General features: G+C 29.9%; 23 protein-coding genes, 1 tRNA gene and 1 pseudogene. 15 read left to right on the forward strand and 10 right to left on the reverse strand.

Annotated features, from left to right (window positions below):
- From EC396_RS13440 to EC396_RS13450, 3 genes and pseudogenes are all read right to left on the reverse strand, one after another.
- Positions 1-209, reverse strand: a pseudogene (locus EC396_RS13440) (hypothetical protein); the annotation flags it as partial.
- A gap of 403 nt (positions 210-612) precedes the next feature.
- Positions 613-687: transfer RNA gene (locus EC396_RS13445), tRNA-Pro, on the reverse strand.
- Positions 688-745: 58 nt separating this feature from the next.
- On the reverse strand, positions 746-1,084 hold the full coding sequence (locus EC396_RS13450; protein ID WP_129367112.1) for a thioredoxin family protein: 339 nt from the start codon (positions 1,082-1,084) through the stop codon (positions 746-748).
- A 155-nt stretch (positions 1,085-1,239) separates the two neighbouring features.
- On the opposite strand from EC396_RS13450, the gene trxB reads away from it, so the two are divergent.
- Positions 1,240-2,187 carry a thioredoxin-disulfide reductase gene (trxB, locus tag EC396_RS13455; protein WP_129367113.1) on the forward strand — a complete coding sequence of 316 codons (948 nt, stop codon included), beginning with the start codon at positions 1,240-1,242 and terminating at the stop codon, positions 2,185-2,187.
- Between the two features lie 160 nt (positions 2,188-2,347).
- On the forward strand, positions 2,348-3,934 hold the full coding sequence (locus EC396_RS13460; protein WP_129367114.1) for an aspartate:alanine exchanger family transporter: 1,587 nt from the start codon (positions 2,348-2,350) through the stop codon (positions 3,932-3,934).
- A 1-nt stretch (position 3,935) separates the two neighbouring features.
- On the opposite strand, the gene EC396_RS13465 is transcribed toward EC396_RS13460, so the two are convergent.
- A complete protein-coding gene (locus EC396_RS13465) occupies positions 3,936-4,772 on the reverse strand; it encodes a GIN domain-containing protein (protein WP_129367115.1) in 837 nt (278 codons plus the stop codon).
- A 223-nt stretch (positions 4,773-4,995) separates the two neighbouring features.
- Here EC396_RS13465 and EC396_RS13470 point away from each other — a divergent pair, with 223 nt between their 5' ends.
- The 9 genes from EC396_RS13470 to trpA all read left to right on the forward strand — a co-directional run bounded on the left by EC396_RS13470 (position 4,996) and on the right by trpA (position 12,503).
- On the forward strand, positions 4,996-6,387 hold the full coding sequence (locus tag EC396_RS13470; RefSeq protein ID WP_129367116.1) for an anthranilate synthase component I family protein: 1,392 nt from the start codon (positions 4,996-4,998) through the stop codon (positions 6,385-6,387).
- Between the two features lie 98 nt (positions 6,388-6,485).
- Positions 6,486-7,061, forward strand: coding sequence for an aminodeoxychorismate/anthranilate synthase component II (locus EC396_RS13475; protein WP_129367117.1), 576 nt, complete (start codon positions 6,486-6,488; stop codon positions 7,059-7,061).
- A 14-nt stretch (positions 7,062-7,075) separates the two neighbouring features.
- Entirely contained in the window at positions 7,076-8,062 is a 987-nt protein-coding gene (gene trpD / locus EC396_RS13480) for an anthranilate phosphoribosyltransferase (protein ID WP_129367118.1), read from the forward strand.
- Between the two features lie 45 nt (positions 8,063-8,107).
- Positions 8,108-8,458 carry a four helix bundle protein gene (locus tag EC396_RS13485; protein ID WP_129367119.1) on the forward strand — a complete coding sequence of 117 codons (351 nt, stop codon included), beginning with the start codon at positions 8,108-8,110 and terminating at the stop codon, positions 8,456-8,458.
- A 58-nt stretch (positions 8,459-8,516) separates the two neighbouring features.
- Positions 8,517-9,305 (forward strand): indole-3-glycerol phosphate synthase TrpC, encoded by a 789-nt coding sequence (gene trpC, locus EC396_RS13490; RefSeq protein WP_129367120.1) that lies wholly within the window; start codon positions 8,517-8,519, stop codon positions 9,303-9,305.
- An 81-nt stretch (positions 9,306-9,386) separates the two neighbouring features.
- A complete protein-coding gene (locus EC396_RS13495) occupies positions 9,387-10,040 on the forward strand; it encodes a phosphoribosylanthranilate isomerase (RefSeq protein ID WP_129367121.1) in 654 nt (217 codons plus the stop codon).
- Positions 10,037-11,218: a tryptophan synthase subunit beta gene (gene trpB / locus EC396_RS13500; protein ID WP_129367122.1), complete on the forward strand. Its 1,182-nt coding sequence runs from the start codon at positions 10,037-10,039 to the stop codon at positions 11,216-11,218. The genes EC396_RS13495 and trpB overlap by 4 nt, the downstream gene beginning before the upstream one ends.
- A gap of 46 nt (positions 11,219-11,264) precedes the next feature.
- A complete protein-coding gene (locus EC396_RS13505; RefSeq protein WP_129367123.1) occupies positions 11,265-11,543 on the forward strand; it encodes a GIY-YIG nuclease family protein in 279 nt (92 codons plus the stop codon).
- A gap of 198 nt (positions 11,544-11,741) precedes the next feature.
- A complete protein-coding gene (trpA, locus tag EC396_RS13510; RefSeq protein WP_129367124.1) occupies positions 11,742-12,503 on the forward strand; it encodes a tryptophan synthase subunit alpha in 762 nt (253 codons plus the stop codon).
- Positions 12,504-12,737: 234 nt separating this feature from the next.
- Here the strand turns inward: trpA and EC396_RS18305 are convergent, their stop codons facing one another.
- On the reverse strand, positions 12,738-13,550 hold the full coding sequence (locus EC396_RS18305) for an FKBP-type peptidyl-prolyl cis-trans isomerase (protein ID WP_370276503.1): 813 nt from the start codon (positions 13,548-13,550) through the stop codon (positions 12,738-12,740).
- 120 nt (positions 13,551-13,670) lie between these two features.
- On the opposite strand from EC396_RS18305, the gene EC396_RS13520 reads away from it, so the two are divergent.
- Together EC396_RS13520 and EC396_RS13525 are read left to right on the forward strand one after the other, a co-directional pair.
- Complete coding sequence (locus EC396_RS13520; RefSeq protein WP_129367125.1) at positions 13,671-13,904, forward strand: CDGSH iron-sulfur domain-containing protein; 234 nt, start codon at positions 13,671-13,673, stop codon at positions 13,902-13,904.
- Between the two features lie 178 nt (positions 13,905-14,082).
- Positions 14,083-16,326 (forward strand): FUSC family membrane protein, encoded by a 2,244-nt coding sequence (locus EC396_RS13525; protein WP_129367126.1) that lies wholly within the window; start codon positions 14,083-14,085, stop codon positions 16,324-16,326.
- A 54-nt stretch (positions 16,327-16,380) separates the two neighbouring features.
- Here EC396_RS13525 and EC396_RS13530 read toward each other — a convergent pair whose 3' ends face one another.
- Both EC396_RS13530 and EC396_RS13535 read right to left on the reverse strand, forming a co-directional pair.
- A complete protein-coding gene (locus tag EC396_RS13530; protein ID WP_129367127.1) occupies positions 16,381-18,111 on the reverse strand; it encodes a TonB-dependent receptor in 1,731 nt (576 codons plus the stop codon).
- 58 nt (positions 18,112-18,169) lie between these two features.
- On the reverse strand, positions 18,170-21,187 hold the full coding sequence (locus EC396_RS13535) for a tetratricopeptide repeat protein (RefSeq protein ID WP_129367128.1): 3,018 nt from the start codon (positions 21,185-21,187) through the stop codon (positions 18,170-18,172).
- Positions 21,188-21,391: 204 nt separating this feature from the next.
- Here EC396_RS13535 and EC396_RS13540 point away from each other — a divergent pair, with 204 nt between their 5' ends.
- Positions 21,392-22,075, forward strand: coding sequence for a cell division ATP-binding protein FtsE (locus tag EC396_RS13540; RefSeq protein WP_129367129.1), 684 nt, complete (start codon positions 21,392-21,394; stop codon positions 22,073-22,075).
- Here EC396_RS13540 and EC396_RS13545 read toward each other — a convergent pair.
- The 3 genes from EC396_RS13545 to EC396_RS13555 are packed head-to-tail and all read right to left on the reverse strand — an operon-like array spanning position 22,072 to position 24,554.
- Positions 22,072-23,187, reverse strand: coding sequence for a glycosyltransferase (locus EC396_RS13545; RefSeq protein ID WP_129367130.1), 1,116 nt, complete (start codon positions 23,185-23,187; stop codon positions 22,072-22,074). The two genes, EC396_RS13540 and EC396_RS13545, sit on opposite strands and share 4 nt — an antisense overlap.
- Entirely contained in the window at positions 23,180-24,292 is a 1,113-nt protein-coding gene (locus EC396_RS13550; protein WP_129367131.1) for a glycosyltransferase, read from the reverse strand. Before EC396_RS13550 ends, EC396_RS13545 begins: the two co-directional genes overlap by 8 nt.
- Before the next feature lie 28 nt (positions 24,293-24,320).
- The gene (locus EC396_RS13555) at positions 24,321-24,554 is read right to left on the reverse strand and encodes a uroporphyrinogen decarboxylase (protein ID WP_164975302.1); all 234 of its coding nucleotides are present in this window, start codon (positions 24,552-24,554) and stop codon (positions 24,321-24,323) included.
- 492 nt (positions 24,555-25,046) lie between these two features.
- Here EC396_RS13555 and EC396_RS13560 point away from each other — a divergent pair, with 492 nt between their 5' ends.
- Complete coding sequence (locus EC396_RS13560; protein WP_129367132.1) at positions 25,047-25,601, forward strand: RNA polymerase sigma factor; 555 nt, start codon at positions 25,047-25,049, stop codon at positions 25,599-25,601.
- The last annotated feature ends 48 nt before the right edge of the window (positions 25,602-25,649 follow it).

A 25,649-nucleotide genomic window follows, 5' to 3' on the forward strand; every position in this document is an offset into this window, starting at 1 on the left:
CCAACAGCCATTTTATTTTTTGCAATTAAATTTTTCCAAGCAGGTACTTTATTTAGTTCTTGTTCTAAACTTTTTTGAAGATCAGAATTTTGTAAGCTATTTAAAGGTTTTATTTTTGATTGATCTAAATGTAAGGGTAAATCGTTTTGAGATTTTACACCAGTTGTAATAAGAAGCATTATTGCTATAATTAATTGATATAACTTCATTTAGATGCCAATTTGTTAGTTTATAAATTAGGCAAATGTATTTTATTTTTAAATATGTTGGTTGTTAAATTTTTAAGTTTGATGAAAATAAATATTCCTTGATAATATTGATGTTTTAGGGTTTTTGTAGGGTGAAATTTGTTAAATTATTGTTTGAGGATTTATATTATGAAATTTTTTTAGATTAAAATTTACATTTTTTTTGAATTGTATTAACAATCAATGTTTGAAATTGATTTTGCATTAGGGATAGTAGCGGCATCCTTTTTTACAATGCAACGCAGTGAAATTGTAAAAAAGATATAGCGAATAGCCCGACCGAAGGGAATGCCCAATTTAAAAATAAGATAGGTTTTGAAATACTTATAAAAAAAGCCTTTTCAAGTAAATGAAAAGGCTTTTGTCGGGGTGGCAGGATTCGAACCTGCGACCTCCGCGTCCCAAACGCGGCGCGATAACCGGGCTACGCTACACCCCGAGTGGTTATCATATTTTAAGGCTGCAAATATAATACTTAAAATGCATTTTGCAAGTATTTATTCAAAAATAAGTTGATAAGGTCTTTTTATGGCTTCTTCTAATTCGTAAATCCCAATATTTCTACTTTTTCTAATGGTTTCTTTACCATCAAAAAAAACCAGTATAGTAGGTTCTACAAAGGCATTGTAAGACGCTGCTATTTGGGGCGAAAAATTTAAATCAACCGTAAACATTTTTATTTTTGGGAAATTGCTGCTAAGTAAATTTTTAACTTTAGGTTCTAAAGCTTCGCCAACATTGCAAGATTGAGTGTTAAAAAAAAGCAAAACAGCCAAGTTGTTAGCAATTGTTGTTTTAAGTTGGGTTAAATTTGCGTTTTGGTTTGAAGTATTCATATATTATAATATTCTAAAGGATAAAAATAACTAAAATTAGTTCAAACCAAGTATTGTTGTTTCTTATAATTGTATTGTGAAAAATTATAAATAATACTATTTAGTTTTAAGAAATAGCCATAAATTTGTTTTTGTAAAAATAAAAAGAGAAAATAATGTCTGATAAAATTGAAAGAATAAAATGTTTGATTATTGGTTCGGGACCTGCTGGTTATACAGCAGCAATTTATGCTTCGCGTGCAGATTTAAAACCAGTAATGTATACAGGAATGCAAATGGGAGGTCAACTTACAACTACTACAGAGGTTGATAATTTTCCTGGATATCCAAAAGGTACAGATGGAACTGCAATGATGGAAGATTTAAAGTCTCAAGCAGAGCGTTTTGGTACAGAAGTAAGATTTGGACTGGTTACTAAAGTTGATTTTAGTAAAGAAGTTGGAGGTATACATAAAGTTACTGTTGATGAAACGACTCAAATTGAAGCTGAAACGGTGATTATTTCAACAGGTGCAACTGCAAAATATTTAGGTTTAGAAAGTGAGCAACGTTTAATTGGTGGTGGTGTTTCTGCTTGTGCAACTTGTGATGGTTTTTTCTATAAAGGACAAGATGTAGTTGTTGTTGGTGCTGGTGATACTGCTGCCGAAGAGGCAACTTATTTATCAAATATTTGTAATAAAGTTACTTTGCTTGTTAGAAAAGACTATATGAGAGCTTCAAAAGCAATGCAACACAGGGTTGATAAAACCAAAAATTTGGAAGTAAAATACAATACTGAAATTGATGAGGTTTTAGGTGATAACGTTGTTGAAGGTGTACGTGTTTTTAACAATATTTCTGGTGAAAAAGAAGTAATTCCGGTAACTGGAATTTTTATTGCTATTGGACACAAACCAAATACAGATATATTTAAAGGAGTTTTAGATATGGATGAAACAGGTTATTTAATTACCAAAGGAAAATCTACTAAGACTAATTTACCAGGTGTTTTTGCAGCTGGAGATGTGCAAGATAAAGAATACAGACAAGCTGTAACTGCTGCAGGTACAGGATGTATGGCTGCTTTAGATGCGGAACGTTATCTAGGTTCTTTAGATTAAATTTTTTTAGTAATATTATATTAATAGCCTGGGTGTTTCGCTCAGGCTTTTTTATGTGTATAAAAGTGTAGTAATCGTTTTCGTTAATTGTAGCAATTTTAATGGTTAATCATTAAAGAATGTGGTTAAATTTGTTTTGTCAAACTTATATATTTATTAAATGGAGTTATTTTCAAATAGTTATTTTGTGTTGTTTTTGATTATTGCAATTGGGTTTGTTATTGGAAGAATAAAGTTTAAAGGTATTTCATTAGATATTTCTGCAGTTATATTTGTTGCTTTGGTTTTTGGTCATTATGGCTTTGTAGTTCCTAAAGATTTTCAAAATTTGGGATTGGTAATTTTTATTTTTACAATTGGTATACAAGCCGGACCTAGTTTTTTTGAATCTTTTAAAAAAAATGGTCGCGAATTGGCTATTTTGGCAAGTGTGCTGGTTATAAGTGCAGGACTTATCACTTTTCTTATTTTTTATTTCTTCGGAATTGATAAAAATTTGGTAATTGGGTTGTTAAATGGCTCTTTAACAAGTACGCCTGGTTTGGCTGCTGCCATTGACGCTACAGGTTCGCCATTGGCATCAATAGGTTATGGTATTGGTTATCCGTTTGGAGTTATTGGGGTTATTCTTTTTGTGAGTTTTTTGCCTAAAATTATGGGCAAAGACATTAAGGCTGAAGTTAAAAATTACAAAGAAAAAATTTCAACAGATTTTCCTGAAATTGAAAAAAAGCATTTTATTGTTGAAAATGAGAATGTTATTGGGAAAACTTTTGGCGAGTTAAATATTCAGTTTATGACCAAAGCGGTTATTTCTAGAATTATGCACAACGGTGTTGTTGTGGTTGCCGAGCCAAATGTTGTGTTTCATAAAGGAGATATTGTTAGAGCTGTAGGTTCGGCAAATGCACTTGAACGTATTAAATTATTAATAGGAAGTGAAGTTGAAACTGAAATTCCGCTAGATAATAATTACGATGTTCGTTCTATTTTGGTTACCAATAAAGATGTGGTTAAAAAAACATTGGGACAATTAAATATTTTAAAAACCTATCACGCAACTATTACGCGTATTCGTCGTTCGGGTATTAACATTTCTCCAAGTCCATCTTCTACATTGCAATTTGGTGATAAATTAATTGTAGTTTGTCACAAAGACAATATGAAAGATGTGAGTCGTATTTTTGGAGATGATACCAGTAAATTGTCAAGTACAGATTTTTTTCCAATCGCAATCGGAATTATTTTAGGTATTTTAGTAGGTAAGCTTAGTTTGAATTTTGGCGATGATTTTTCTTTTAGTTTGGGTTTAACAGGCGGGGTATTAATGGTTGCTTTGATTTTAGGAAGAACAGGTAAAACAGGTCCAATTTTATGGACAATGACAGGTGCTTCTAACCAATTATTGCGTCAATTTGGTTTGTTGTTCTTTTTGGCAGCTGTTGGTACAAGTGCAGGAACAAGTTTGGTGGAAACATTTCAACAATACGGATTGGAATTGTTTGCTTACGGAATTTTAATCACTTTAATTCCTATGATTTTAACAACTGTTATTGCGCGATTGTTTTTAGATATAAATATTCTTTCATTGTTGGGAACACTAACAGGAAGTATGACAAGTACGCCTGGGTTGGCTGCCGTAGACAATATGGTTGATGTAGATGCGCCAGCAATTGCCTATGCAACCGTTTATCCAATTGCAATGGTGTTGCTAATAATAGTAGTTCAAATATTGAGCTTATTGTAGGCTAATTGAGTTCTTTTTTTCTAAGAATTGCCTTGTCAAAAAACTCAGTTATTGTAATCTTCGGATTTGAATAAATGGTTATTTCGCTGGAGTTATTTGAAAAAATATTTAAATTTTCAGACACATTTACCAAGATTTCAGCGCTATTGTATGCTTTTACAGTTGCGCTTTTTGTTGCAAGAGATTTTCCTTTAAAAGTGGTACTGCTAAAAGCACTAAGATCTAAATTGTCTGTAGTTCCCGAAAAATTAACAGTAGACTTGTCTGCCAATTTTAAAGCTACATTTTGAGCATTTATTACAGCCGTTGTTGTGTTAGATCCACTAGTTTCAATAGTTGCATTGTTGGTTAAAATTTCAAGATCTAAATTGCTGCCGCTTTTTCCGTTTATAGCAATAGATTTGGTATTTAATTTTAATTTTATAACACTAGAGTCATAGGCGTTAAAAGAAATTGAATCAATAATTATCAGGTTTTTAGATGTTACATTAACTTTGTTGTAAGTACTAATCTCGGTAATGTTTTTATCTATATCTAAATGTACTTTAAGTGCTTTACTTCGACCAATTACTTGATCGGTTCTAATAGTTAAAACACCATCTTTAACTTTGGTAAGAATGTTGTTTTGCAAATTAACATCTGCTTCAATACTTACAGATTGCTTTTTATTGTGAACCAAAAAAACTTCAATATCATCAATTATTTCAATTTTAGTAAAATCCGAAATATCTCTATTTTCAGTAGTAACTTCTCCATTTCCTTTTAATTTTTCTTGTGAGATAATTGTAGTTGTTGCAAATAATGTAAAAATGAAGGCAATTTTGTATGAAATTTTCATGATATGTCTTTTTACAAAAATAATAAATTAATTTGTTAGAGAATAATTTGTGTATCTAAAAATCTGTATTAAATTTGTGACTCGAAAATGAAAAACAATAAATTAAATATCAATTGGTGGTGGAACTCTCTTACAAATTAAGCGAGAAGTAACTACTATATGTATATATCAATATAAACAAAAGGACTTATCTCGCGATAGGTCTTTTTTTATTTCAATGAAAATGAAAAATTTAAAATTTAAAACCATTTCAACACAACAACTGGCAGATACTATTACTCCTGTAGGTATGTATTCTAAAATTAGAGATAAATATGCCAATAGTTTATTGCTTGAAAGTTCAGATTACCATAGTAAAGAGGAGAGTTTTACGTTTATTTGTGTAGATCCAATAGTGACTTTAAAGGCTGATAATGATGTTTTTACGTATACTTATAAAGATAAATTAATCGATTCTAAAAAAATAGGTCGCGATTTTTATAATATTTTTCAAACGTATAGTAAAACAATAGATGTAGATTGTAATGCAGAAATAAAAGCATACAATGGTTTTTACGGATACATTTCTTACAATTCTATTCAGTATTTTGAAACCATTAAATTAAAGGCTGAAAAAGCGGCTTCTGAAATACCTGATTTACAATTTAGTTTTTTCAGATTTATCATAGCAATCAATCATTTTAATGATGAATTAACTTTAATTGAAAATATTGAAGAAGGTGAAGCATCTAGAATTGAAGAAATTCAAACTTTGATAAATTCTAGAACTTACGGTTTGTATAAATTTGAAACCGAAGGCAAAGAATCTTCAAACTGTACCGATGATGATTTTAGAAATATGGTTACTAAAGCCAAACAACATTGTAAGCGTGGCGATGTTTTTCAATTGGTATTGTCTCGTCAGTTTCAGCAAAAATACAAAGGAGACGAGTTTAATTTATACAGAGCTTTGCGTTCTATAAATCCTTCACCATATTTATTTTATTTTGACTACGGAAGTTTTAAATTGATGGGGTCTTCACCAGAAGCACAAATTAAAATTGATGAAGAAAAAGCCATTATCAACCCAATTGCAGGTACTTTTAAAAGAACTGGAGATATGGCAAAAGACATTTTGTTGGGCGAAAAATTATCGAATGATAAAAAAGAAACTGCTGAACATGTAATGTTGGTAGATTTGGCCAGAAACGATTTAAGTAAACACGCAAGTAATGTTAATGTTGAAGTTTTTAAAGAAGTACAATATTTTAGCCATGTAATTCATTTGGTTTCAACAGTGCAAGGAAAACCAAAAGGAAAAGCAATTGAAATTGTTGGAGATACTTTTCCGGCCGGAACATTAAGTGGTGCGCCAAAATTTAAAGCAATGGAATTGATTGATACTTATGAAAATCAAACGCGTGGTTTTTATGGTGGTGCAGTTGGTTTTATTGGATTGGATAATTCAGTAAATTTGGCAATTGCAATTCGTTCTTTTGTAAGTAAAAACAACACCTTGTTTTATCAGGCAGGAGCAGGAATTGTAATTAATTCAACCGAAGAAGGTGAGTTACAGGAGGTTAATAATAAATTGGCTGCTTTAAAGAAAGCATTGGTTTTAGCAGAAAAAATATAAATAAAAATCCGTCATTCTGAACTTGTTTCAGAATCTTTTTTAGAATAAATATGAGGCCCTGAAATAAATTCAGGGTGACGAAAATAGAAATAGAAACAATGAAAATTTTAATATTAGACAATTACGACTCATTTACCTACAATTTGGTGCATATGGTCGAAGATATTACAGGTGTTTATCCTGCTGTTTTTAGAAATGATGAAATTACAATTGAAGGTATCAATGCCTATGATTTAATTATATTGTCTCCAGGACCAGGGATTCCTGATGAAGCCGGAATTTTAAAAGAAACCATAAAAACCTATGCAGGTAAAAAACCAATTTTTGGAGTTTGCCTGGGATTACAAGCCATTACTGAAGTTTTTGGAGGTTCTTTAGAAAATTTAGATTCGGTTTTTCACGGTGTTGCCACTATTATGAAAGTAACTAAAAATGATGCGGTAATTTATAAAGATATGCCAACAGAGTTTGAAGCAGCTCGTTACCATTCTTGGATTGCTTCAACAAAAGATTTTCCTGCAGAATTAGAAATTACTTCTGTTGATGAATTTGGAGATATTATGTCTTTACAACATAAAACGCACAATATTAGTGCGGTACAATTTCATCCAGAATCTATTTTAACACCTCTTGGAGAAAAAATGGTTCGTAATTTTATTGAAGCAAATAAATAATTGAAATTTAAATAATGAAAAATATACTAAATAAATTATTTGAACAAGAGCGACTAACACAAGAAGAAGCAAAAAATATTTTGATTGAGATTGCAACTGAAAAATTCAATACTTCTCAATTGGCTTCTTTTTTAACGGTTTTTATGATGCGTCCAATATCTGTTGATGAATTGGCCGGATTTAGAGAAGCTTTGTTGTCATTGTCAGTAAAATTAGATTTTTCAGATTTTAACACCATTGATTTGTGTGGTACTGGTGGAGACGGAAAAGATACTTTCAACATTTCAACATTAACATCTTTTATTGTTGCAGGAACTGGTAATAAAGTTGCAAAACACGGTAATTACAGTGCTTCATCGGTAAGTGGTTCTTCAAATTTGTTGGAGTTTTTAGGTTATAAGTTTTCAAACAATCAGGATAGTTTAAAATCACAATTAGAAAACGCAAATATTTGTTTTTTACACGCACCTTTATTTCACCCAGCTATGAAAGCAGTTGGACCTGTTAGAAAAGAATTGGGAATGAAAACATTTTTTAATATGTTGGGACCTTTGGTAAATCCAAGCAATCCGCAAAATCAAATGGTAGGTGTTTTTAATTTAGAAGTGGCAAGATTGTACAACTATTTGTTACAAGAAACAGCTCAAAATTACGGAATTGTACATAGTTTAGATGGTTACGATGAAATTTCATTAACAAGTTCATTCAAATTATTTACAAAAAACAATGAGCAATTAATAGCTCCTGAAGAATTAGGTTTGAAACGTTTAGCGCAATCTGAAATTTTTGGAGGAAACTCAGTAAAAGAATCAGCAGATATATTTCTGTCTATTTTAGAAGGAAAAGGAACAGAAGCACAAAACAATGCAGTACTTACAAATGCTGCCTTTGCATTAAAAATAATAGATAAAAATAAATCTTTTGAAACTGCTTTTGAAGAAGCAAAAGATTCATTATTTGGCTTAAAAGCGAAAACGTGTTTAACCAGATTGATTAAGTAATTACAAATTTTTAATTACGAATTACAAATTTTCAGAAATAATGCTATGAAAGAAAATGTTATTCAAATAAAAAGTTACGATTTTGCTGTTGAAGTTGTCAAATTGTACAGATTATTGATAGAAGAGAAAAAAGAGTTTGTGTTAAGTAAACAACTTTTGAGGTCTGGAACTTCAATTGGTGCGAATATAGAAGAAGCTATTGGAGGTCAAAGCAAAAAGGATTTTTTAGCAAAACTAACCATAGCGTATAAAGAAGCAAGAGAAACACATTATTGGATTAGACTATTAAGAGATACAAATTATTTAACTTTTGAAGAAAGTAAATTGTATTTAGAAAAAACAGAAGAAATATTAAAAATAATAGGAAGTATTCAAAGAACAATTCGTAATTCGTAATTTAAAATTATAAGAGTGAAACAATTCGTAATTCGTAATTGAAAATTAATAATTAATTATGACCATTTTAGATAAAATAATAGCAAATAAAAAACTAGAAGTAGCACAATTAAGAAGTGAAGTGCAACTAGAAAAATTGATAAAAAGTCCGGGATTTAACCGTACACCATTGTCGTTAAAAAAATCGTTGACAGCAGTTGGTTCAACAGGAATTATAGCCGAGTTTAAGCGTCAGTCTCCTTCAAAAGGAATTATAAACGACAAAGTTTCGGTAATAGATGTAACCAATGGTTATTTAGATGCAAAAGTTGCTGCGCAGTCTATTTTAACCGATAAAAATTATTTTGGCGGAACAATTTTAGATTTAATGCAAGCACGTTCAGTAAATGAAACAACGCCTATTTTAAGAAAAGATTTTATTGTAGACGGATTTCAAATTGTTGAAGCAAAAGCTATTGGTGCCGATGTAATTTTATTAATAGCTGCTTGTTTAACTAAAGAAGAATTAAAAAATTACGGAAAACTAGCCGAAGATTTAGGTTTGGATGTTTTGTATGAAGTGCATAGCAAAGAAGAACTTGATAAAATTGCAGATTTAGACAATAAAATTATAGGAATAAATAACAGAAACTTAAAAACTTTTGAAGTGGATTTGGAGCATTCTATTGAATTGGCAAGTCAAATTCCAGATAGTTGTATCAAAGTTTCGGAAAGCGGTATCAGCGATCCACGAATTATTACAGGTTTAAAAGAATACGGTTTTCAAGGTTTTTTAATAGGAGAAAATTTTATGAAAACTGAAAACCCAGGATTGGCTTGTCAGGAATTTGTAAGTCAAATTAGGTAGTTTTTGATGCTGAAAAGTTTAAATGTGTAGTTTTTAAAACCCTTACACCTTTAAACTATTAAACCTTTAAACAAATTATATATGAAAATTAAAGTTTGCGGAATGCGAGATTCAGAAAATCTTCAAAGTTTATTGGCTTTGAAACCAGATTTTGTGGGTTTTATATTCTATTCAAAATCAAAACGTTTTGTATCAGATTTTCCAAAAGTTGATTTTCCTAATGATATTAAAAAAGTGGGTGTTTTTGTAAATGAAACAATTGAAGAAGTATTAAGAATTGTAGAAAAACACCAATTAAATGCGGTTCAGTTACACGGAGAAGAAACACCTACGTATTGTAAAGAGCTTATTGAAAGTAGTAAAAAGTATCACCTTGAACGCAGTCGAAATGCAGAATTTCAACAATTGCAAATTTTCAAAGCATTTTCAGTAGACGATGATTTTGAATTTTCAAAAACAGAGGTGTATCAAAAAGTATGTGATTATTTATTATTCGATACAAAAGGAAAAGAATACGGGGGTAATGGTGTAAAATTTAACTGGGAAGTGCTTCAAAAATACAAAGGTAAAACGCCTTTTTTATTAAGTGGAGGTATTTCAAAAATAGATGCGCAAGTAATTAAAAAAATACAACACAATGCTTTTGCAGGTGTAGATATTAATAGTGGTTTTGAAATTACGCCGGCATTAAAAAATATAAACGATATAAAAGAATTTAAAAACAACTTACTATGAGTTATTTTGTAGATGAAAATGGATTTTACGGAAAATTTGGAGGGGCATATATTCCAGAAATGTTATATCCAAATGTAGAAGAATTACGTCAAAAATATTTAACAATTATGCAAGAACCTGCTTTTCAAAAGGAGTTTCAAGAATTGTTAAAAGAATATGTTGGCAGACCAACACCTTTGTATTTTGCAAAACGCTTGTCTGAAAAATACAACACAAAAATTTACTTAAAACGTGAAGATTTATGTCATACAGGTGCGCACAAGGTTAACAATACAATCGGACAAATTTTAATGGCAAAACGTTTGGGTAAAACCAGAATTATTGCCGAAACAGGAGCAGGGCAGCACGGTGTTGCAACAGCAACAGTTTGTGCTTTAATGGGTATGGAATGTATTGTTTATATGGGTGAAATTGACATTGCTCGTCAGGCACCAAACGTGGCACGAATGAAAATGTTGGGCGCAACTGTAGTGCCTGCGTTATCGGGTAGTAGAACGTTAAAAGATGCTACAAATGAAGCAATTAGAGATTGGATTAACAATCCGGTAGATACGCATTATATTATTGGTTCAGTAGTTGGGCCGCATCCTTATCCAGATATGGTTGCTCGTTTTCAATCGGTTATTTCTGAAGAAATTAAAAAGCAATTAAAAGAAAAAGAAGGTTCAGAAAATCCAGATTATGTAATTGCTTGTGTAGGTGGAGGAAGCAATGCTGCAGGAGCTTTTTATCATTTTTTAGATGAAGGAGAGGTGAAATTAATTGCAGTTGAAGCTGCTGGTTTAGGAGTAGATTCAGGTGAAAGTGCTGCGACAAGTGTTTTAGGACATGAAGGAATTATTCACGGAAGTAAAACTTTGTTGATGCAAACCGAAGACGGACAAATTACAGAGCCTTATTCGATTTCAGCGGGATTGGATTATCCTGGTGTTGGACCTTTACATGCGCATTTATGTGAATCTAGACGTGCTGAATTTATTTCGGTTACTGATGATGAAGCAATGCAAGCCGGATTGGAATTGTGCGAGTTAGAAGGAATTATTCCTGCTATTGAAAGTTCGCATGCTTTGGCGGTTTTTAAAAAGAAAAATTTTAAAGAAAATGATATTGTTGTATTGAATTTATCAGGAAGAGGAGATAAAGACTTGGATACTTATATCAAATATTTTAAACTGTAGTTTTGCGTCATGCTGAATTTATTTCAGCATCATATCTATTGGGAAAATGCAATTAAGTTTTGTTTACATACTAACAAATAAATATAGAACAACACTTTATATAGGGGTTACAAATAGTTTAATAGATAGGGTTGTTCAACACAAAAGTAGGCAAGGTTCAAAATTTACAGTAAAATATAATGTAACGGATTTAATTTATTTTGAAGAATTTACAGATATAAATCAAGCGATATTAAGAGAAAAACAATTGAAAAATTGGCACCATGATTGGAAAATTAATCTGATTAAAGAATTGAATCCAACATTAAAAACATTAGAATTATGATGTGACCCTGAAACAAGTTCAGGGTGACGTGGAAAAAAATGATTCGTTATGCTGAATTTATTTTCAGCATCAGATCTAATGAGTAAAATGTAAGTTTAAATGAGATTTAAATTGATTTTAAAATAATGTAATATAATGTGACTCAGAAACAAGTTTGCCTGCGGCAGGTAGGTTCAGGGTGACGTAAAATAAAATATAATGAATAGAATAAATAAAAAATTACAAGAAGATAAAAAGTTGCTGTCTATTTATTTTACAGCAGGTTTTCCAAAGTTAAATGATACCGTTTCTATTATAGAAAGTTTAGAAAAAAGTGGTGTTGATATGATTGAAATTGGTTTGCCTTTTAGTGATCCTTTGGCTGATGGACCAACGATTCAGGCGAGTTCAACAACAGCTTTAAATAACGGTATGACAACAAAAGTGTTGTTTGACCAATTAAAAGACATTCGTAAAACAGTTTCAATTCCTTTAATAATTATGGGTTATTTTAATCCAATGATGCAGTATGGTATTGAGGCTTTTTGTAAAAAATGTGCTGAAATTGGTATTGACGGATTGATAATTCCAGATTTACCAGTAAAAGAATACAACGAAAATTACAAGACTATTTTTGAAAAATACGGTTTGATAAATGTGTTTTTAATTACACCACAAACTGGTGATGAACGCATTCGATTTATTGATGAAATTTCTGACGGATTTATTTATATGGTAAGTTCTGCAGCAGTAACTGGTTCAAAAAGTACTTTTGGAAATGCGCAAAGCGATTATTTTAAACGTATTGAAACAATGAATTTAAAATCGCCTCAAATTGTTGGTTTTGGTATTTCTAATGCCGAAACTTTTGAGCAGGCAACTAAAAATACAAAAGGTGCCATTATTGGATCGGCATTTATCAGTCATTTAAATAATAAAGGCAAGGATTCAATTTCAGCGTTTATTGCCACTATAAGATAAAACAAGTTGAAGGTTTTTATGTTGTAAGATTGAAGTTGGGAGTTAACCTACTTGCACTAGGGATTGCAGCGGCATCCTTTTTTACAATGCAACGCAGTGGAATTGTAAAAAAGATATAGCGGAAAGCCCGACCTGTAAGGGAGCGCCCAAATTATCATAGTTTGAAAAATATTGCAAACAAAAAAGCGTGTAAATTTTAAAATTCACACGCTTTTTTGTTGTATTAATTATTGACTAATTATTTATTTTTACAAGTTTTATTTCAAAAATAAGTACGGATCCAGCAGGGATTCCGAGTCTGTCTGTGTAGCCATAACCTAGATACGGCGGGATTAATAAAATGCCTTCGCCACCTTCATTAAAGTAAGTTATACCTTCTTGCCAGCCTTTGATAACTTGTGATAAATTAAAAGAAATTCCGTTATCACTTTGGTCAAAAACGGTTCCATTGGTAAAATAGCCTTTGTAAGCAACAGTTACATTTGAATTTGCAGTAGGAACAGCACCTTCACCTTGTTTGTTAATGATATAATACAAACCAGTTTCGCTTTTTTGAGCTTCTAACTCATTTTCTGCTAAATAGGCCAATATTTCATCTTCGGGAGTTGAAATTTTTAAAATTTTAATATCAAAAATTAAAACAGAGCCCGCAGGTACGTTATTTCTGTCATAAAATCCAAAGCCTAATGATGGAGGCATGTAAATAGTTCCTTCACTTTCTTCCTCAAAAAATTTGATTCCTTCAGCCAAACCTGGAATTAAATTTTCTATTAATGAAGTAATACCTTCAGTTTTAGTTTCTTCAACAACTGATCCGTCTAATAAGTATAATTTATAAGTAAAAGTAACCTTTTCATTTTCAGCATGTTTTCGGCCATTTCCTTCGGTTTTAATTAAGTAATGTAAACCAGTTTCTGTTCTGTTAGCTGTTATGTTATTTTCATCTAAGTAAGCAATAATATCATCTTCAGTTTCATAAGAAGGAGGAGTATCGTCGTTACAAGAAATAAACAATACGCTAAAAAATAGTAATAAATAATATTTCATATTGGGGGTGTTTTTTTATGTTTTGCAAATATACTCTAATAGGTGTCTTTTTTAATTATTTTATAGCTTTGATAATTAAATTTAACTTATTTTTAATAAATATCTAAAAAAACAAAAAAAATGGAATTACCTAAAAGAGCAGGCAGTAGCCCAATAGCAGTTGAATTGGAAGAAGGAAAAAAGTATGCCTGGTGTGCATGTGGGTTGTCTGAAAGTCAACCGTTTTGCGATGGAAAACACAAAGGAAGCGGAATGGTACCACAAATATTTACAGCCGAAAAAACAGCAACTAAGTACCTTTGTAGTTGTAAACAAACTAAAAACAATCCCTTTTGTGATGGTTCTCATAAATAGTTGAACAAACTGTTTGTAATATGAATTTTTAAAATTATACATATTAAATTTTGTAATTAAATGAAAACATTTAAAAATTAGGATTCTAATTTATATAATTGTTAAATCTGCTAATAAAACTTTTAATGCATAAATGAAGTGAAAAATACTCCGTAAATTTGATGCATATTCAATAAAAATGTTAGAAAAGGCAATTAGGTTTTTTAGAAGTTTGGATTTTTTGAAAGGAGCGGTGATGGCTATAGCTATGCTTATTCCTATTTTTTATAGTGTATATGTATTAAATAATATTCATATTGGTTTTAGCATAGCACTTGGTGTATTGTTTTGTTCACCTACTGATGTGCCAGGAAGTACGAGGCACGTTTTTTTTGGAATATTAGTCGCTATATTTTTATCGTTTGGTTTAACCTTATTAATAGGTTCTATTGCGACTTACTTTTGGTTGCTAATGCCAGTTTTAGGTATTTCGGTATTTTTGGTATCCTATGTTTCTGTTTTTGGATTTAGAGCTTCACAAATTACTTTTGTAGGATTGTTAGCCATTGTTTTGAGCTTTACAAGAGATTATACGGAAGAAAGTTTGTTGGAACATGCCTTGTTAATTGCTTTAGGTGGTTTTTGGTATTTATTACTTACTTATTTAAAAATATTGATTTTTCCTAAATTTCAAATGGATCAGTTGTTTGTAAAAACGATTGAAAAAACGTCTGATTTTTTAAAAATACGTTCTGAATTGTTGATTACCACTGAAAATAGGGGTGATTTGTATAAAAAAATATTCGATCTACAATTTGAAATAAATGAATTACACGAAACAATACGAGAAATTATTTTAACAGAAAGAAGCAAGTCTGGTTTTTCAAATAAAACAAGAAGGCAGCAATTGATTTTTTCTGAATTGGTTGATATTTTAGAACTTGCCATAGCCAATACGGTTGATTATGAGAAATTTGATGTGGTTTTTGAAAAACATAAAGAAATAGTTGAAGAATTTCAAAAGTTAATTCTAGAGATGTCAAATCAATTGCATCATATTGCCAGAGCAATTAGAAAAGAAGAAAAACTACAAGCAAATACTAAAATTCCTGAAATTTTAAAAAACATAAGTCGTAGCATAGATCTTTACCGAATTTTAGTAGGAATGCCAAAAGCTAGAGTAGGGACTTTAATGCTTTTAAATTTTAAAAACTATCAAGAAAAACAGGCTCAAAATATTGTTTCAATTGAACGTGTTTTAAATAATTATAAGCAAAGCGATAAGATTTTAAGCCATAGAGATGCCAGTCGTTTTATTACACCTCAAGATTACGATTTTAAAAAACTAACCGAAAATTTTAGTTTTAATTCTCCAATTTTTAAACATTCGTTGCGTTTAACTTTGGTTGTTATTATTGGGTATGTTATTGGAGAACAATTGTCCATGCAAAACCCATATTGGATTTTAATTACCATTGCAGTAATTATGCGTCCTAGTTTTGGGTTGACAAAATCACGTACAATTCACCGTGTTTTAGGGACTTTAATTGGTGCTTTTATTGCTACAATTGTAATTTTAGTGACGCAAAATACGGTGGTATATGCAACTATTGCGGTTATCTCTTTACCGATGGCTTTTTCGTTAATACAGTTAAATTATAGAAATGCAGCAGTATTTATTACCTTAAATATTGTTTTTTTATATGCAATTTTTGAACCCAATATTTTATCGGTTATACAGTTTAGAATTATTGATACTTTAATTGGAGCAACTTTGTCGTTTTTGGCAATGTATTTTTTATTTCCGTCTTGGCAGGTCGAACAAATTCACGAATATTTTAGCAAAGCCATAAAATCTAATGAAGATTTTTTAAAAGAAATTTCATTGTTTTATCACAAAAAGGGTTCAATATCAACAAAGTATAAATTGATGAGAAAAGAAGCATTTTTAAATATTGCAGAATTAAATGCTGTTTTTCAAAGGTTAAATCAAGATCCTAAATCCAAACAGGTAGAACTTTCAACTATTTATGAAATTACAGTTTTTAACAACACCTTTTTATCATCTCTTACTTCATTAGGAACTTTTATTAGAAATAATAATACTTCGGCTGTACCAGCAGAATTTGATGTTTTTGTGAATAATATTTGTTTAAATCTTCAGCAAGCAATCAATTTGTTGGAAAATACTAAGATTGAAACAGTTGATTTGAATTTAGATATTGATAAAGCTGAAAATAGTTACCAAAAGGCCTTTATGAAATTGTCTGATAAAAGAGATGAAGAAATCGCTTCAGGTTTGGAACACTCTGTAGAAACAGGAGCACAATTAAAAGAAACTTTATTGGTTTCTGAACAATTGAAATGGTTGAATAATTTGTCTGGAAAAATAATTACAGCTGTAAAAAAGTACAAATCAAGAGTTGAAGAGTTGGAAAATTAACGCTTTAACTCTTGATTTTTTTTAAATTTTAAGCACTATTTATTGCGCTAAATATTACAAATTAAACTTGTAAATAACACCTCCCAATACTTGTAAAGATTGCACAGGATAATTTACAAAACGGTTGTAACTATTGCCAACGGCATTGTTTACACGGGCAAAAGCGGCCAATTGTTTAGTAAAATTGTAACCCGCATTTAAATTTAAATCTACGTAAGAATTATTGGTTACAATTGAGCCATTTTCGGGTGATTGATTGTAAGGAATTACAAAATCTTTTGTGTTGCCATTAAAAAATAGTTGCGCACCTGCAAACCAATTTTTCGCATTGTATTTTGCAAGTACACTGGCTTTAATTTCAGGTAAATTCCAAGCTTCGGGTTGATTTGTTGTATTGTAATTTGCATAATTAAAACTACCTGTTAGTTGAAATTCTTTTGAAAAATCAACATTTATTTCGCCATAAACTTGTATGGTTTTTACATCGTCATAAATTACGCTAAACGAATTTCCTGCTTCATAAGCTTTATCAACAGCAAGTAATCCATCTGTAAGAATTTGGTTTTGAATGTACAGCGGTTTGTTGTTTTCATTGCCATAACTTGCGCTAAAGTTGTAACCAATATTAGAAGCAAGTTTTCCTTTAAGACCTGCAAAAGCATTGTATTGTTGGTCGGTTTGTAAAATATTTAAAGTAGGTGAAACAAAAGGATTTTCGGCTGTAAAATTATTATAAGTATTTTGAACTAAATCTCCGGTAACACCAGCTGTTACAATAAAAATATCTTCAATTAATTGGTATGAAGCTATTATGTTTGGATAAATTTTAAATGAATTGTTGTTATTTTCAAAATCAAAAGTATAATACAATTTTGCGCCAATGTTAATGCTTAAATCATCTGTTAGTATTTCATAATTAGGGTCAATTCCAAAATTTAAAAAACTGTATTTTAAGTCATCAGGTGAACCGTAATTTTGTTTGAATTTTCCTGCTAAAAAATCGATTAAAACACCACCTTTTAAAAAATTATCGGCAATAAGGTATTCAAAATTTGGGTTGATGTTAAAGCGAAATTCATTGCTATCGTAATAATCGTTAAAGCCAGTTATTTTAACGGTTCCTTCTTTAAAAATAGTGTTGTCAAAAACAATATTTCCACCTAAATTAATAGCGGTATAAACTTGTTTTTCATCAATAGTATTTATTATATTTTCGTCAAAAACAATATGAGATGGCAAACCATAATAATTATAACGCTGTCTGTTATAGCCTAAATCTGCTTTCCAATTAAAATCGCGTTCAAATTGTTTGTAAAAAAGCTCGACTTTTGTTTTCGAAAAATTGTCATCTAAAATAACATCTTTAATATCACCTTGAGAAGAAAGATAGTTTATAAGTACACCAAAATCATTGTATTTAGCATCTCCTGCGTGCACAAAAGCTTCAAATACAGGTGTTGTATAATTCCCAAAACCAGCTAAAACATAATTGTCGTACAATTTTTCTTTTGGTGCTTTTACCAATCCTTGTGCTTTTCCTTTTGAAGGTGTAAAAGTAGATGCTACAGGAACAGAAAAAAAGTTATAAGTAACAGTTTCTTTTTGAAAACTATTTGAAGGGTCAATCTCTGGATTTGACACAATTTTAAAAGCATCAGAAATTGTTGGAGTGTAAGGTTTTACTACCGAAATTTCTTCAGTTTTTAGGGTGTCTATTTTAGTTGTTTGAGAAAAAGTAAATCCAGTAACTAAAATTAAAAGTGATGATATAGAGAGCTTTCGCATTTTTTTAAGTTTTTGAATGTTTAAAAGTTGAATTGAAATTTTAGGTTGCAATTCGAAATTAATTTTGAACAGATTCGTTTGTTTTTGCTTCTTCGGTTTTAATTGTATTCAATTCGGTAGTGGCTTCTTCAATTACATCTTTAAATTGGGTAAAGTTTTTCAAAACACTTTCTAAAATATAAGTCGCCTGAAAAGCATCATCTAATTCGTAATAATTTTTAGCCATTACAATTAAACCCTTGGCAGCCCAATATTTATAAGCGGCAAAATCTGCTGCAATGGTTTGCACAATTTCGTTAGAAACACGGTAGCTACCATCTTTGTTTTCAAAATATGCGTTGTAATAAAGGGCCTCAGCTTTTAACTCACCTGAAGCAATTTTTCCAACTTCTACATAAGCCGTTCTTGCTTTTGTTTCATTGTTTGTTTTTATAGCAGAATGCGCAATAATGATATGAGCATCTGATTTAATATTGGCATCCAATTTTGGATTTTGTAAAATTAAATCGGCATAAGAAACTGCTTTTTGGTATTTTTTTTCTTCGTAATAACCTTTCATTAAATTAGATTGAGCAAAAATGATATTTTGTGGTAAACGGGCACTGGTTTCTAAACGTTCTAATAAAGGTATTGCGGCTTGCCAATTGTTGGTTTCTAAATAAACAACCGACAATCTTTCTAAAGCTGTTTCGGTAAATTCGTTGGCATCTTGATTTGTTACAAAAGTGTAATATGGAATGGTTTTAACTTGTTGATTGTCTGAGAATAAAGACTGCGCTAAATAAAAATTAGCTTTTAATACATGGATACCCTTTGGAAAATTTTCTAAATATTTTTCAAAATTTTGAATGGCTTTTTTAGAATTATTTTGAAGGTATTGTTTTTCGGCAGATTCATACATGTCATTATCCAATTCGGCATCAGAAACATTTACAAAATCAATTGTTTTTACCCAAGTAGCATATTCATCAACACGACCTAAATCAACATAAATCTGACGAATATTTTTAACAGCCTGATTGGCTTCTGCAGTATTTGGAAAACGGTTTACAACTGTTTTATAATTTGTTAAAGCTTCATTGTTTTTATCAGTATTGTAATAAATCAATCCCTTTTTAAGCAATGCTTTTGAAACAAGTGTGCTTTGGTTGTGGTTGGTAATTAAGTAGTTAAAATTTTCTAAAGCCAGTTTGTTGTTATTTATTTTGATGTATGAATTTCCTAAAACATAATAAGCATCATCACGATAAATAGATTTCTTGTGGGTTTTTAAAAATAAATTAAGTTCTTTTATTTTTTCATTTTCATTACCGGTTAATCCGTAACAAATTGCTTTTTGAAACTGCGCATAATCGGCATCAATTCCGTTAGTTTTTAAAGCGTTGTTGTAATATTCAATGGCACTTTTGTAATTACTTTCAACAAAATAACTGTCGGCAATACGCAAATAACTGTCATTTTTTTTCACAAGATCATTGCTGTTTTTTTGAAGATACAATTTAAATGCATTAATAGCCTGAGGATACTCTTTGTGTTTAAAATAAGCATAAGCCAAGTTGTAATTTAACACTTCAAAATTAGGTGTTTTTGACGCGTAAGAATTTGATGAGAATGCTTTAAAATCGCTGATAGCGCCAGCAAAATTCTCCAATCTATAATTAGATTCACCTTTCCAAAAAGTAGCTTCAGCAGTAATTAAACCATCAGCAGAAACAGTTAGTGAATTTTCAAAATTTTCTTTTGCCAAGTCATATTTAGCATCATTAAAAAACGCTAGACCTTGGTAAAAAGAGACTTTTTGATACAAAGCTTGCTCTTTGTTCGATTTTTTTCCTTTTAAATAATCTAGTGCGCCTTCATAATTTTTTGATGTTATGTAGCTGCTAATAATTAAATCGTTGATCTCAGTTTTGTTAGGTGAATTTGGATATAAACTTAAATATTCGTTCAAAACTTCAGGCACACTTTTATAAGGATTCCCAATTTCATAACTTAATTTGGCATAATTTAACCAAGCATCTTTCTGAATTTCAGGTTCAAAAGGCATTTGAGCTGCATTTCTAAAAGCATTTAGAGCAGCTTGTTTTTCGGCCAATTCTAAATAACATTCAGCCAAATGATAGTACGCATTTTGAGCCACAATATTGTTACCGTCAATAATTTTATTAAAATTACTAATGGCATTTTTAAAGTTGTTTTGTTTGTAATAAGCGTAGCCTAAAAAGTAATAATCGGTATTGTTAAACTTGCCACTTTTGCCTTTGTAATTAATTAAATACGGAATTGCTTCTTCGTATTTTTGAAGATTAAAATAGCTTTCGCCAATAATTTTTGAAATTTCAGAGTGTTCAATGCCTCTCGATTTTTCTAAAATTGGTAAGCCATAGTCAATCGCTTTTTGAAAATTTCCGAGTTTAAAATTCATATCAGCTAAATAATATGAAACATCGGTTTTAAACGATTTGTTATTTTCAACTTCACTCAAATACTTGCCTGCAGTATCATAATCGTCTTGGTTATAAGCAATAAAACCATAATAATATTTGGCTTGCGCACCATAGATTTGCGAATCTAAAAGCAGCAAGAAATACGATTTTGCACCTGCGTAGTTTTTAACTGAAAATAACGAATAGCCGTAATTAAAGTTAAAAGTTTCCTCTTGTTTTAAGGTTAAGTTTGTAGTGTTTACTTTTGCGTACCATTTGGCTGCATATGCGTAACTACCTGTATTAAAGTAATAATTGGCAACATCTATAAAAGCGCTGTTTCTTTTGGTACTTGTTGGATAATTATCAACAAATTGTTGCATTAACTCGTCGGCATTTGGCTGTCCTAGTCGTACAGCACAGTTAGCTGCATAATACGCGCAATTAGCTTTTAGTTCAGAAGCATTGTTATACTTAGATTTAATTTGGTCAAATTGTTGCTGAGCGGCAACATAAGATTTGTTTTGATACAGCAACAATGCGTGGTTATAGTCTGCAAGTGTATTGGTGTAAATAGCTGTTTCTTGTGCTGATATAAAGTTAGTTATTAAAAAAATAACGAATGGTAAAACAATTTTTTTGTAATTCATTTTGATTAAAATTGAAAGTTCAATGTTATAATCAAATAACGTATTATTTTCGCGAAATTGTCTTTAAAATGAAATTTTTTATAAACGAGATTTTAACAATTTTAAAAATGAACATCAATATGATAAGAACGCTAATATTATATGTTTATAACCTATTGATTGATTGCTTTTAAATAGTTACTTTTGTTAAAAATTCAATATTCAATGTCAAAAGTAGTCCTTTCTTTAAAAAATGCCGAGATTTTTCAGCGTGAAAATTTAGTTTTATCTAATGTTAATTTACATTTAAATGAAGGTGAATTTGTTTATTTAATTGGAAAAACGGGAAGTGGAAAAAGTAGTTTAATGAAAACTTTGTATGGTGATTTGCCTTTAGAAAAAGGTACAGGAAGCATTGCTGGTTTTGATTTAAACAATTTAAAAGAAAGTGAAATTCCGTTTTTACGTAGAAAATTGGGTATTGTATTTCAGGATTTTAAATTGTTAAATGATCGAAATGTTTTTGAGAATTTAAAATTTGTTTTAAAGGCAACAGGTTGGAAAGATGAAGCTAAAATTAAGCTAAAAATAAACGAAGTTTTGTCTAAAGTTGGAATGGAAACTAAAGATTTTAAAATGCCTTTTCAATTGTCTGGTGGCGAGCAACAGCGTGTTGCAATTGCCAGAGCGTTGTTAAATGACCCCGAATTAATTTTAGCCGATGAGCCAACAGGAAACCTAGATCCTGCAACTTCTGTTGGTGTAATGAATGTTTTAAAAGAAATTCACAACAGTGGAAAAACCATTTTAATGGCAACCCACGATTATGCCATTATTTTAAAATATCCAGGAAAAACAATTAAATGTGAAGGCGGTGAATTGTTTGAAGTTGTACAGCAAAGAGGTTAATAAAATAATTTAATTATTTTTTGAGCATTTACTGAAGTATCAAAATTGTTAAGGGTGTTTTTTCTTTCAATTATATGATTTTTAGTAAAATCTTCACCTACTATTTCTAAAATTTTTGCTATAAATTCTTTTTTTGAATTTGCAATTACACAAAGTTTTTCAAGACCTGTATTTTGAATCATTTTGTTGTTTACCAAACAAAATCTGCCTAAGAATATAGCATTAATCAGTTTTAATTTTATTCCTGTAGCTTGAAAAGTTGGTAAAATATTGATGTGAGCATCTCTTATTAATTGATCTAATTCATCATTTGTGGCTAATTTTCTGAATTCAATATTGTTGAATTTTTTAATAAGATATTCCAACTTAGGATTTGAAAAATCACTAGCTATAATAAATGGAAATGTAGTTTTTGAAAATATTTTTGTTAAATAAATACAAGCTTTTAGATTGTCTGAAACTCTTAAATCGCCATGATATAGTGCGAAATTTCCTTTTCCAATTTTGGAATTAACATCTGTATGATTGTGAAAAGCTGGAACATAAATTGATTTATTAGAAAATATTGAAGCAAAATAATTTTGTTCGCTTGGAGAAATTGATAAGATATAATCAGCCTTATTCAGAATTTTTTGATATTTAAGAAGTTTTACGCTTTCTAAGTTGAAAAATAATTTTTTAAACTTGTTAGACTCGCTTCTATACAAGCCTTTATAGTAGTTATGTTCAATATTATGAGCTCTAATTATGACAGTCCTGTTTTTGAATTCTGTTTTTATTAGAGGGAATGTACTGTGGATTCCTTCAAATAAAATTGGATAATTGTTAGCAAGTAGATTTGTTGTTAGTTCCTTATTTGCTCTTGTTTTTACAATAAATGGTAAAGTTGAAAATATATTTTTGAATTTTGTTTTTCGTTTATAATAAAATATTTTTTCGCAATATTTTTCAAGTTCCTTTTGTTCTCCTCTACCATATTCAAAAGTGTGTAATATAATTTTAATTCCTTGAAGATTTAAGGCTTTTAGTTTATAAAATACATCAATTACTCCGCCATAGTTTGTTGGAAATGGTACATCAAAACTTACAATATTTAGGGTTTTATTAGTCAATGCTATTAAATATTTCCATTAATTTTTTCGATTCGTTTTCCCAATTTAATTCTTTAGCAACTTCTTTTAAGTTTTTACACCATATATTATATTGTTGTTCGTTTAAAAAAATGTCTTCAACAGTTTTTGCTAATGCTATTGGATTGTGTGAATTTGTAACTATTCCAATGTTTTTATCTAAAATAAGTTTAGAAATAATCTTGGTATTTGAAGTTAAAATGGGTGTATTAGCCTGTATGTAGTCAAATACTTTATTTGGTGAACTAAGGGTGTAATTTAAATTGGTGTTTTTATCTAATGAAAGTCCTAAATCGGCTATTTTTGTATATTCCATTAAATTCTCATAAGGCATTTTATCCTTAAAAAAAACTTTGTTAGAAAGTGCTAAATCTTTAACCATTGATTTTAATGTAGCTATAACATCGCCAGATCCAATAATATACAAAACAAATCCAGTCAAATATTGCATCATTTCAACAGCTTCCTCAGCACCTCTATCGATATTAATTCCTGATCCTTGTAAAATAATCATTTTTGATTTTCCTTTTACACTTTCGGCTAAATTTTTGTCTATATTTAAATTGTGGTATAAAGGTGCAATATTTCTAATAACCTTTACATTAACCCCGTATTTATCGCTGTAAATTTTAGCAATTTCTTCATTTACAGTATAGGCATATTTTAATTTAGGGAAAATATGTTGTTCAATAAATAGCCAAAAATTTTGTTGAAAAGGTCTATAAATCAATTCTGGAACTTCAGTAAAAAGTTCGTGACTATCATAAACCAACTTGGATTTAGAAATTTTACTTGCCATATAATTTGCAAGTAAGGTATCTAAGTCGTTTGATAATAAAATATCTTTTTTCAAAAAAAGTAGGATAAAAAATAAACGCAAATTATACTCTGCATAAAACAAAGCACCTTTGTTAAAAAACAATTTAAATCGAAGCGTATTGTAATCTCTTACTAAAGGTTGACTGTTTTTTAATTTTCGTCCAATCAGTAAAATATCAAAACCATTGTTAAAAAGTGTTGTACACACTTTATGAACACGTTGGTCGGTTACTAAATCATTTGTTACAGATACTAAGATTCGCTTCAAAAGTTGTATTTTTTTGCAAATTATGAAATTAATTAGGAATTCTCCTTATGGTAAGATAGTAAATATTAAGTGCTAAAATAAAAATATTTGTAATTATAATTGGCCAAGAAATCTCTAACATTACGCCATAAATTACAAATAGAATAGCACCAGTAGAATTTATAATTCGGAGTGCTTTCATGTTCCTCATCATAAAAGATATAATTAATACTACTGAAGCTAAATAGCCAATCCATTCTGTATATGATATTTCAAAAATCATAAGTTATTTTTTAAAGTTTGTAAATGTACGGAAAGTCTATAAATAAAAAACCTCACTCCGTGGAGTGAGGAAAATTGCTATGAAAAAGATTGGTAAGCTATGAAACTTACCGATGCAAATATATAAACAAAATTACATTGCAAACAATTCTAAGTGTTAAATTTTTATAAAAATTCAAAATTTAACACTTGTAAATGTTAAAAGTTAATAATAGTGGAGAAGATAAAAATCCACTTATAGATTTTTGTTTAATAAAGCTCTATTTTATTTTTCAAACATATCGCTTATTGTGATTGGTTGAAATTATCAATAAAACTTTCGTGTAAATCGGGTTTGTGGCATCTAATATTTAATAAATTTAGAAATCGAGTATCACAACTTTTACTTTAAATGTTAACGCATATAAGCTTTTTTTGAAAAAATGGAGCTTAGATTCAGTTGAAATTTAGAAATAAAATATAGTATATTAGCGGCTCAACCTAAAGTCTATAAATGGATACGATTTCAGAAGAAATTCTTAATGGTTTAAAAGAAGGAAATCAAGTTGCCTTTAAAAAGGTTTTTGATTTTTTTTATGATAGACTTTATGCTTTTTCTTTTAAATATGTGAAAAATAATTTTGCAGCTGAAGAAATTACTGCAAACACAATGCTTTATTTATGGGAGAAAAGAGAAAATATATCAAATATAAATGATATTAAGCCTTATTTGTATAAAGTTACAAGAAATGCCTCTTTAAAATATTTAAAAGATGCTAATAAAGTTATACCATTAGATTCTGAGTATAATAAACTGCCTCAATTTGACGAAAATATAATAGAAGAAGAGGTACATGCCACATTATTAAGAGCGGTAGAAAGCTTACCTGATAAATGTAAACGTGTTTTTGAACTTTGTTGTATTGAAGGTCTTAAGTATAAAGAAGTTGCTGAAGAACTTAATATTAGTGTCAATACTGTGAAATCTCAAAGAGCTAGAGCACTGGCTTTATTAAAAGATCAGTTCAAAGATCAATCTGTGTTTTTAATAATTCTTAATAGTTTTTAAAAAAACTTGATATTTTTTCCACCCTTTTTCTGCTTTCGCTACTCATAT

The organism is Lutibacter sp. HS1-25, from assembly GCF_004121075.1.
In the GTDB taxonomy this organism is placed as follows: Bacteria; Bacteroidota; Bacteroidia; order Flavobacteriales; family Flavobacteriaceae; genus Lutibacter.

What these genes read in the sequence shown, in the direction of transcription:
- EC396_RS13450 (WP_129367112.1), bottom strand. Translation starts at nt 1,084, where the DNA reads ATGAATACTTCAAACCAAAACGCAAATTTAACCCAACTTAAAACAACA.
- trxB (WP_129367113.1), top strand. Translation starts at nt 1,240, where the DNA reads ATGTCTGATAAAATTGAAAGAATAAAATGTTTGATTATTGGTTCGGGA.
- EC396_RS13460 (WP_129367114.1), top strand. Translation starts at nt 2,348, where the DNA reads ATGGAGTTATTTTCAAATAGTTATTTTGTGTTGTTTTTGATTATTGCA.
- EC396_RS13465 (WP_129367115.1), bottom strand. Translation starts at nt 4,772, where the DNA reads ATGAAAATTTCATACAAAATTGCCTTCATTTTTACATTATTTGCAACA.
- EC396_RS13470 (WP_129367116.1), top strand. Translation starts at nt 4,996, where the DNA reads ATGAAAAATTTAAAATTTAAAACCATTTCAACACAACAACTGGCAGAT.
- EC396_RS13475 (WP_129367117.1), top strand. Translation starts at nt 6,486, where the DNA reads ATGAAAATTTTAATATTAGACAATTACGACTCATTTACCTACAATTTG.
- trpD (WP_129367118.1), top strand. Translation starts at nt 7,076, where the DNA reads ATGAAAAATATACTAAATAAATTATTTGAACAAGAGCGACTAACACAA.
- EC396_RS13485 (WP_129367119.1), top strand. Translation starts at nt 8,108, where the DNA reads ATGAAAGAAAATGTTATTCAAATAAAAAGTTACGATTTTGCTGTTGAA.
- trpC (WP_129367120.1), top strand. Translation starts at nt 8,517, where the DNA reads ATGACCATTTTAGATAAAATAATAGCAAATAAAAAACTAGAAGTAGCA.
- EC396_RS13495 (WP_129367121.1), top strand. Translation starts at nt 9,387, where the DNA reads ATGAAAATTAAAGTTTGCGGAATGCGAGATTCAGAAAATCTTCAAAGT.
- trpB (WP_129367122.1), top strand. Translation starts at nt 10,037, where the DNA reads ATGAGTTATTTTGTAGATGAAAATGGATTTTACGGAAAATTTGGAGGG.
- EC396_RS13505 (WP_129367123.1), top strand. Translation starts at nt 11,265, where the DNA reads ATGCAATTAAGTTTTGTTTACATACTAACAAATAAATATAGAACAACA.
- trpA (WP_129367124.1), top strand. Translation starts at nt 11,742, where the DNA reads ATGAATAGAATAAATAAAAAATTACAAGAAGATAAAAAGTTGCTGTCT.
- EC396_RS18305 (WP_370276503.1), bottom strand. Translation starts at nt 13,550, where the DNA reads ATGAAATATTATTTATTACTATTTTTTAGCGTATTGTTTATTTCTTGT.
- EC396_RS13520 (WP_129367125.1), top strand. Translation starts at nt 13,671, where the DNA reads ATGGAATTACCTAAAAGAGCAGGCAGTAGCCCAATAGCAGTTGAATTG.
- EC396_RS13525 (WP_129367126.1), top strand. Translation starts at nt 14,083, where the DNA reads ATGTTAGAAAAGGCAATTAGGTTTTTTAGAAGTTTGGATTTTTTGAAA.
- EC396_RS13530 (WP_129367127.1), bottom strand. Translation starts at nt 18,111, where the DNA reads ATGCGAAAGCTCTCTATATCATCACTTTTAATTTTAGTTACTGGATTT.
- EC396_RS13535 (WP_129367128.1), bottom strand. Translation starts at nt 21,187, where the DNA reads ATGAATTACAAAAAAATTGTTTTACCATTCGTTATTTTTTTAATAACT.
- EC396_RS13540 (WP_129367129.1), top strand. Translation starts at nt 21,392, where the DNA reads ATGTCAAAAGTAGTCCTTTCTTTAAAAAATGCCGAGATTTTTCAGCGT.
- EC396_RS13555 (WP_164975302.1), bottom strand. Translation starts at nt 24,554, where the DNA reads ATGATTTTTGAAATATCATATACAGAATGGATTGGCTATTTAGCTTCA.
- EC396_RS13560 (WP_129367132.1), top strand. Translation starts at nt 25,047, where the DNA reads ATGGATACGATTTCAGAAGAAATTCTTAATGGTTTAAAAGAAGGAAAT.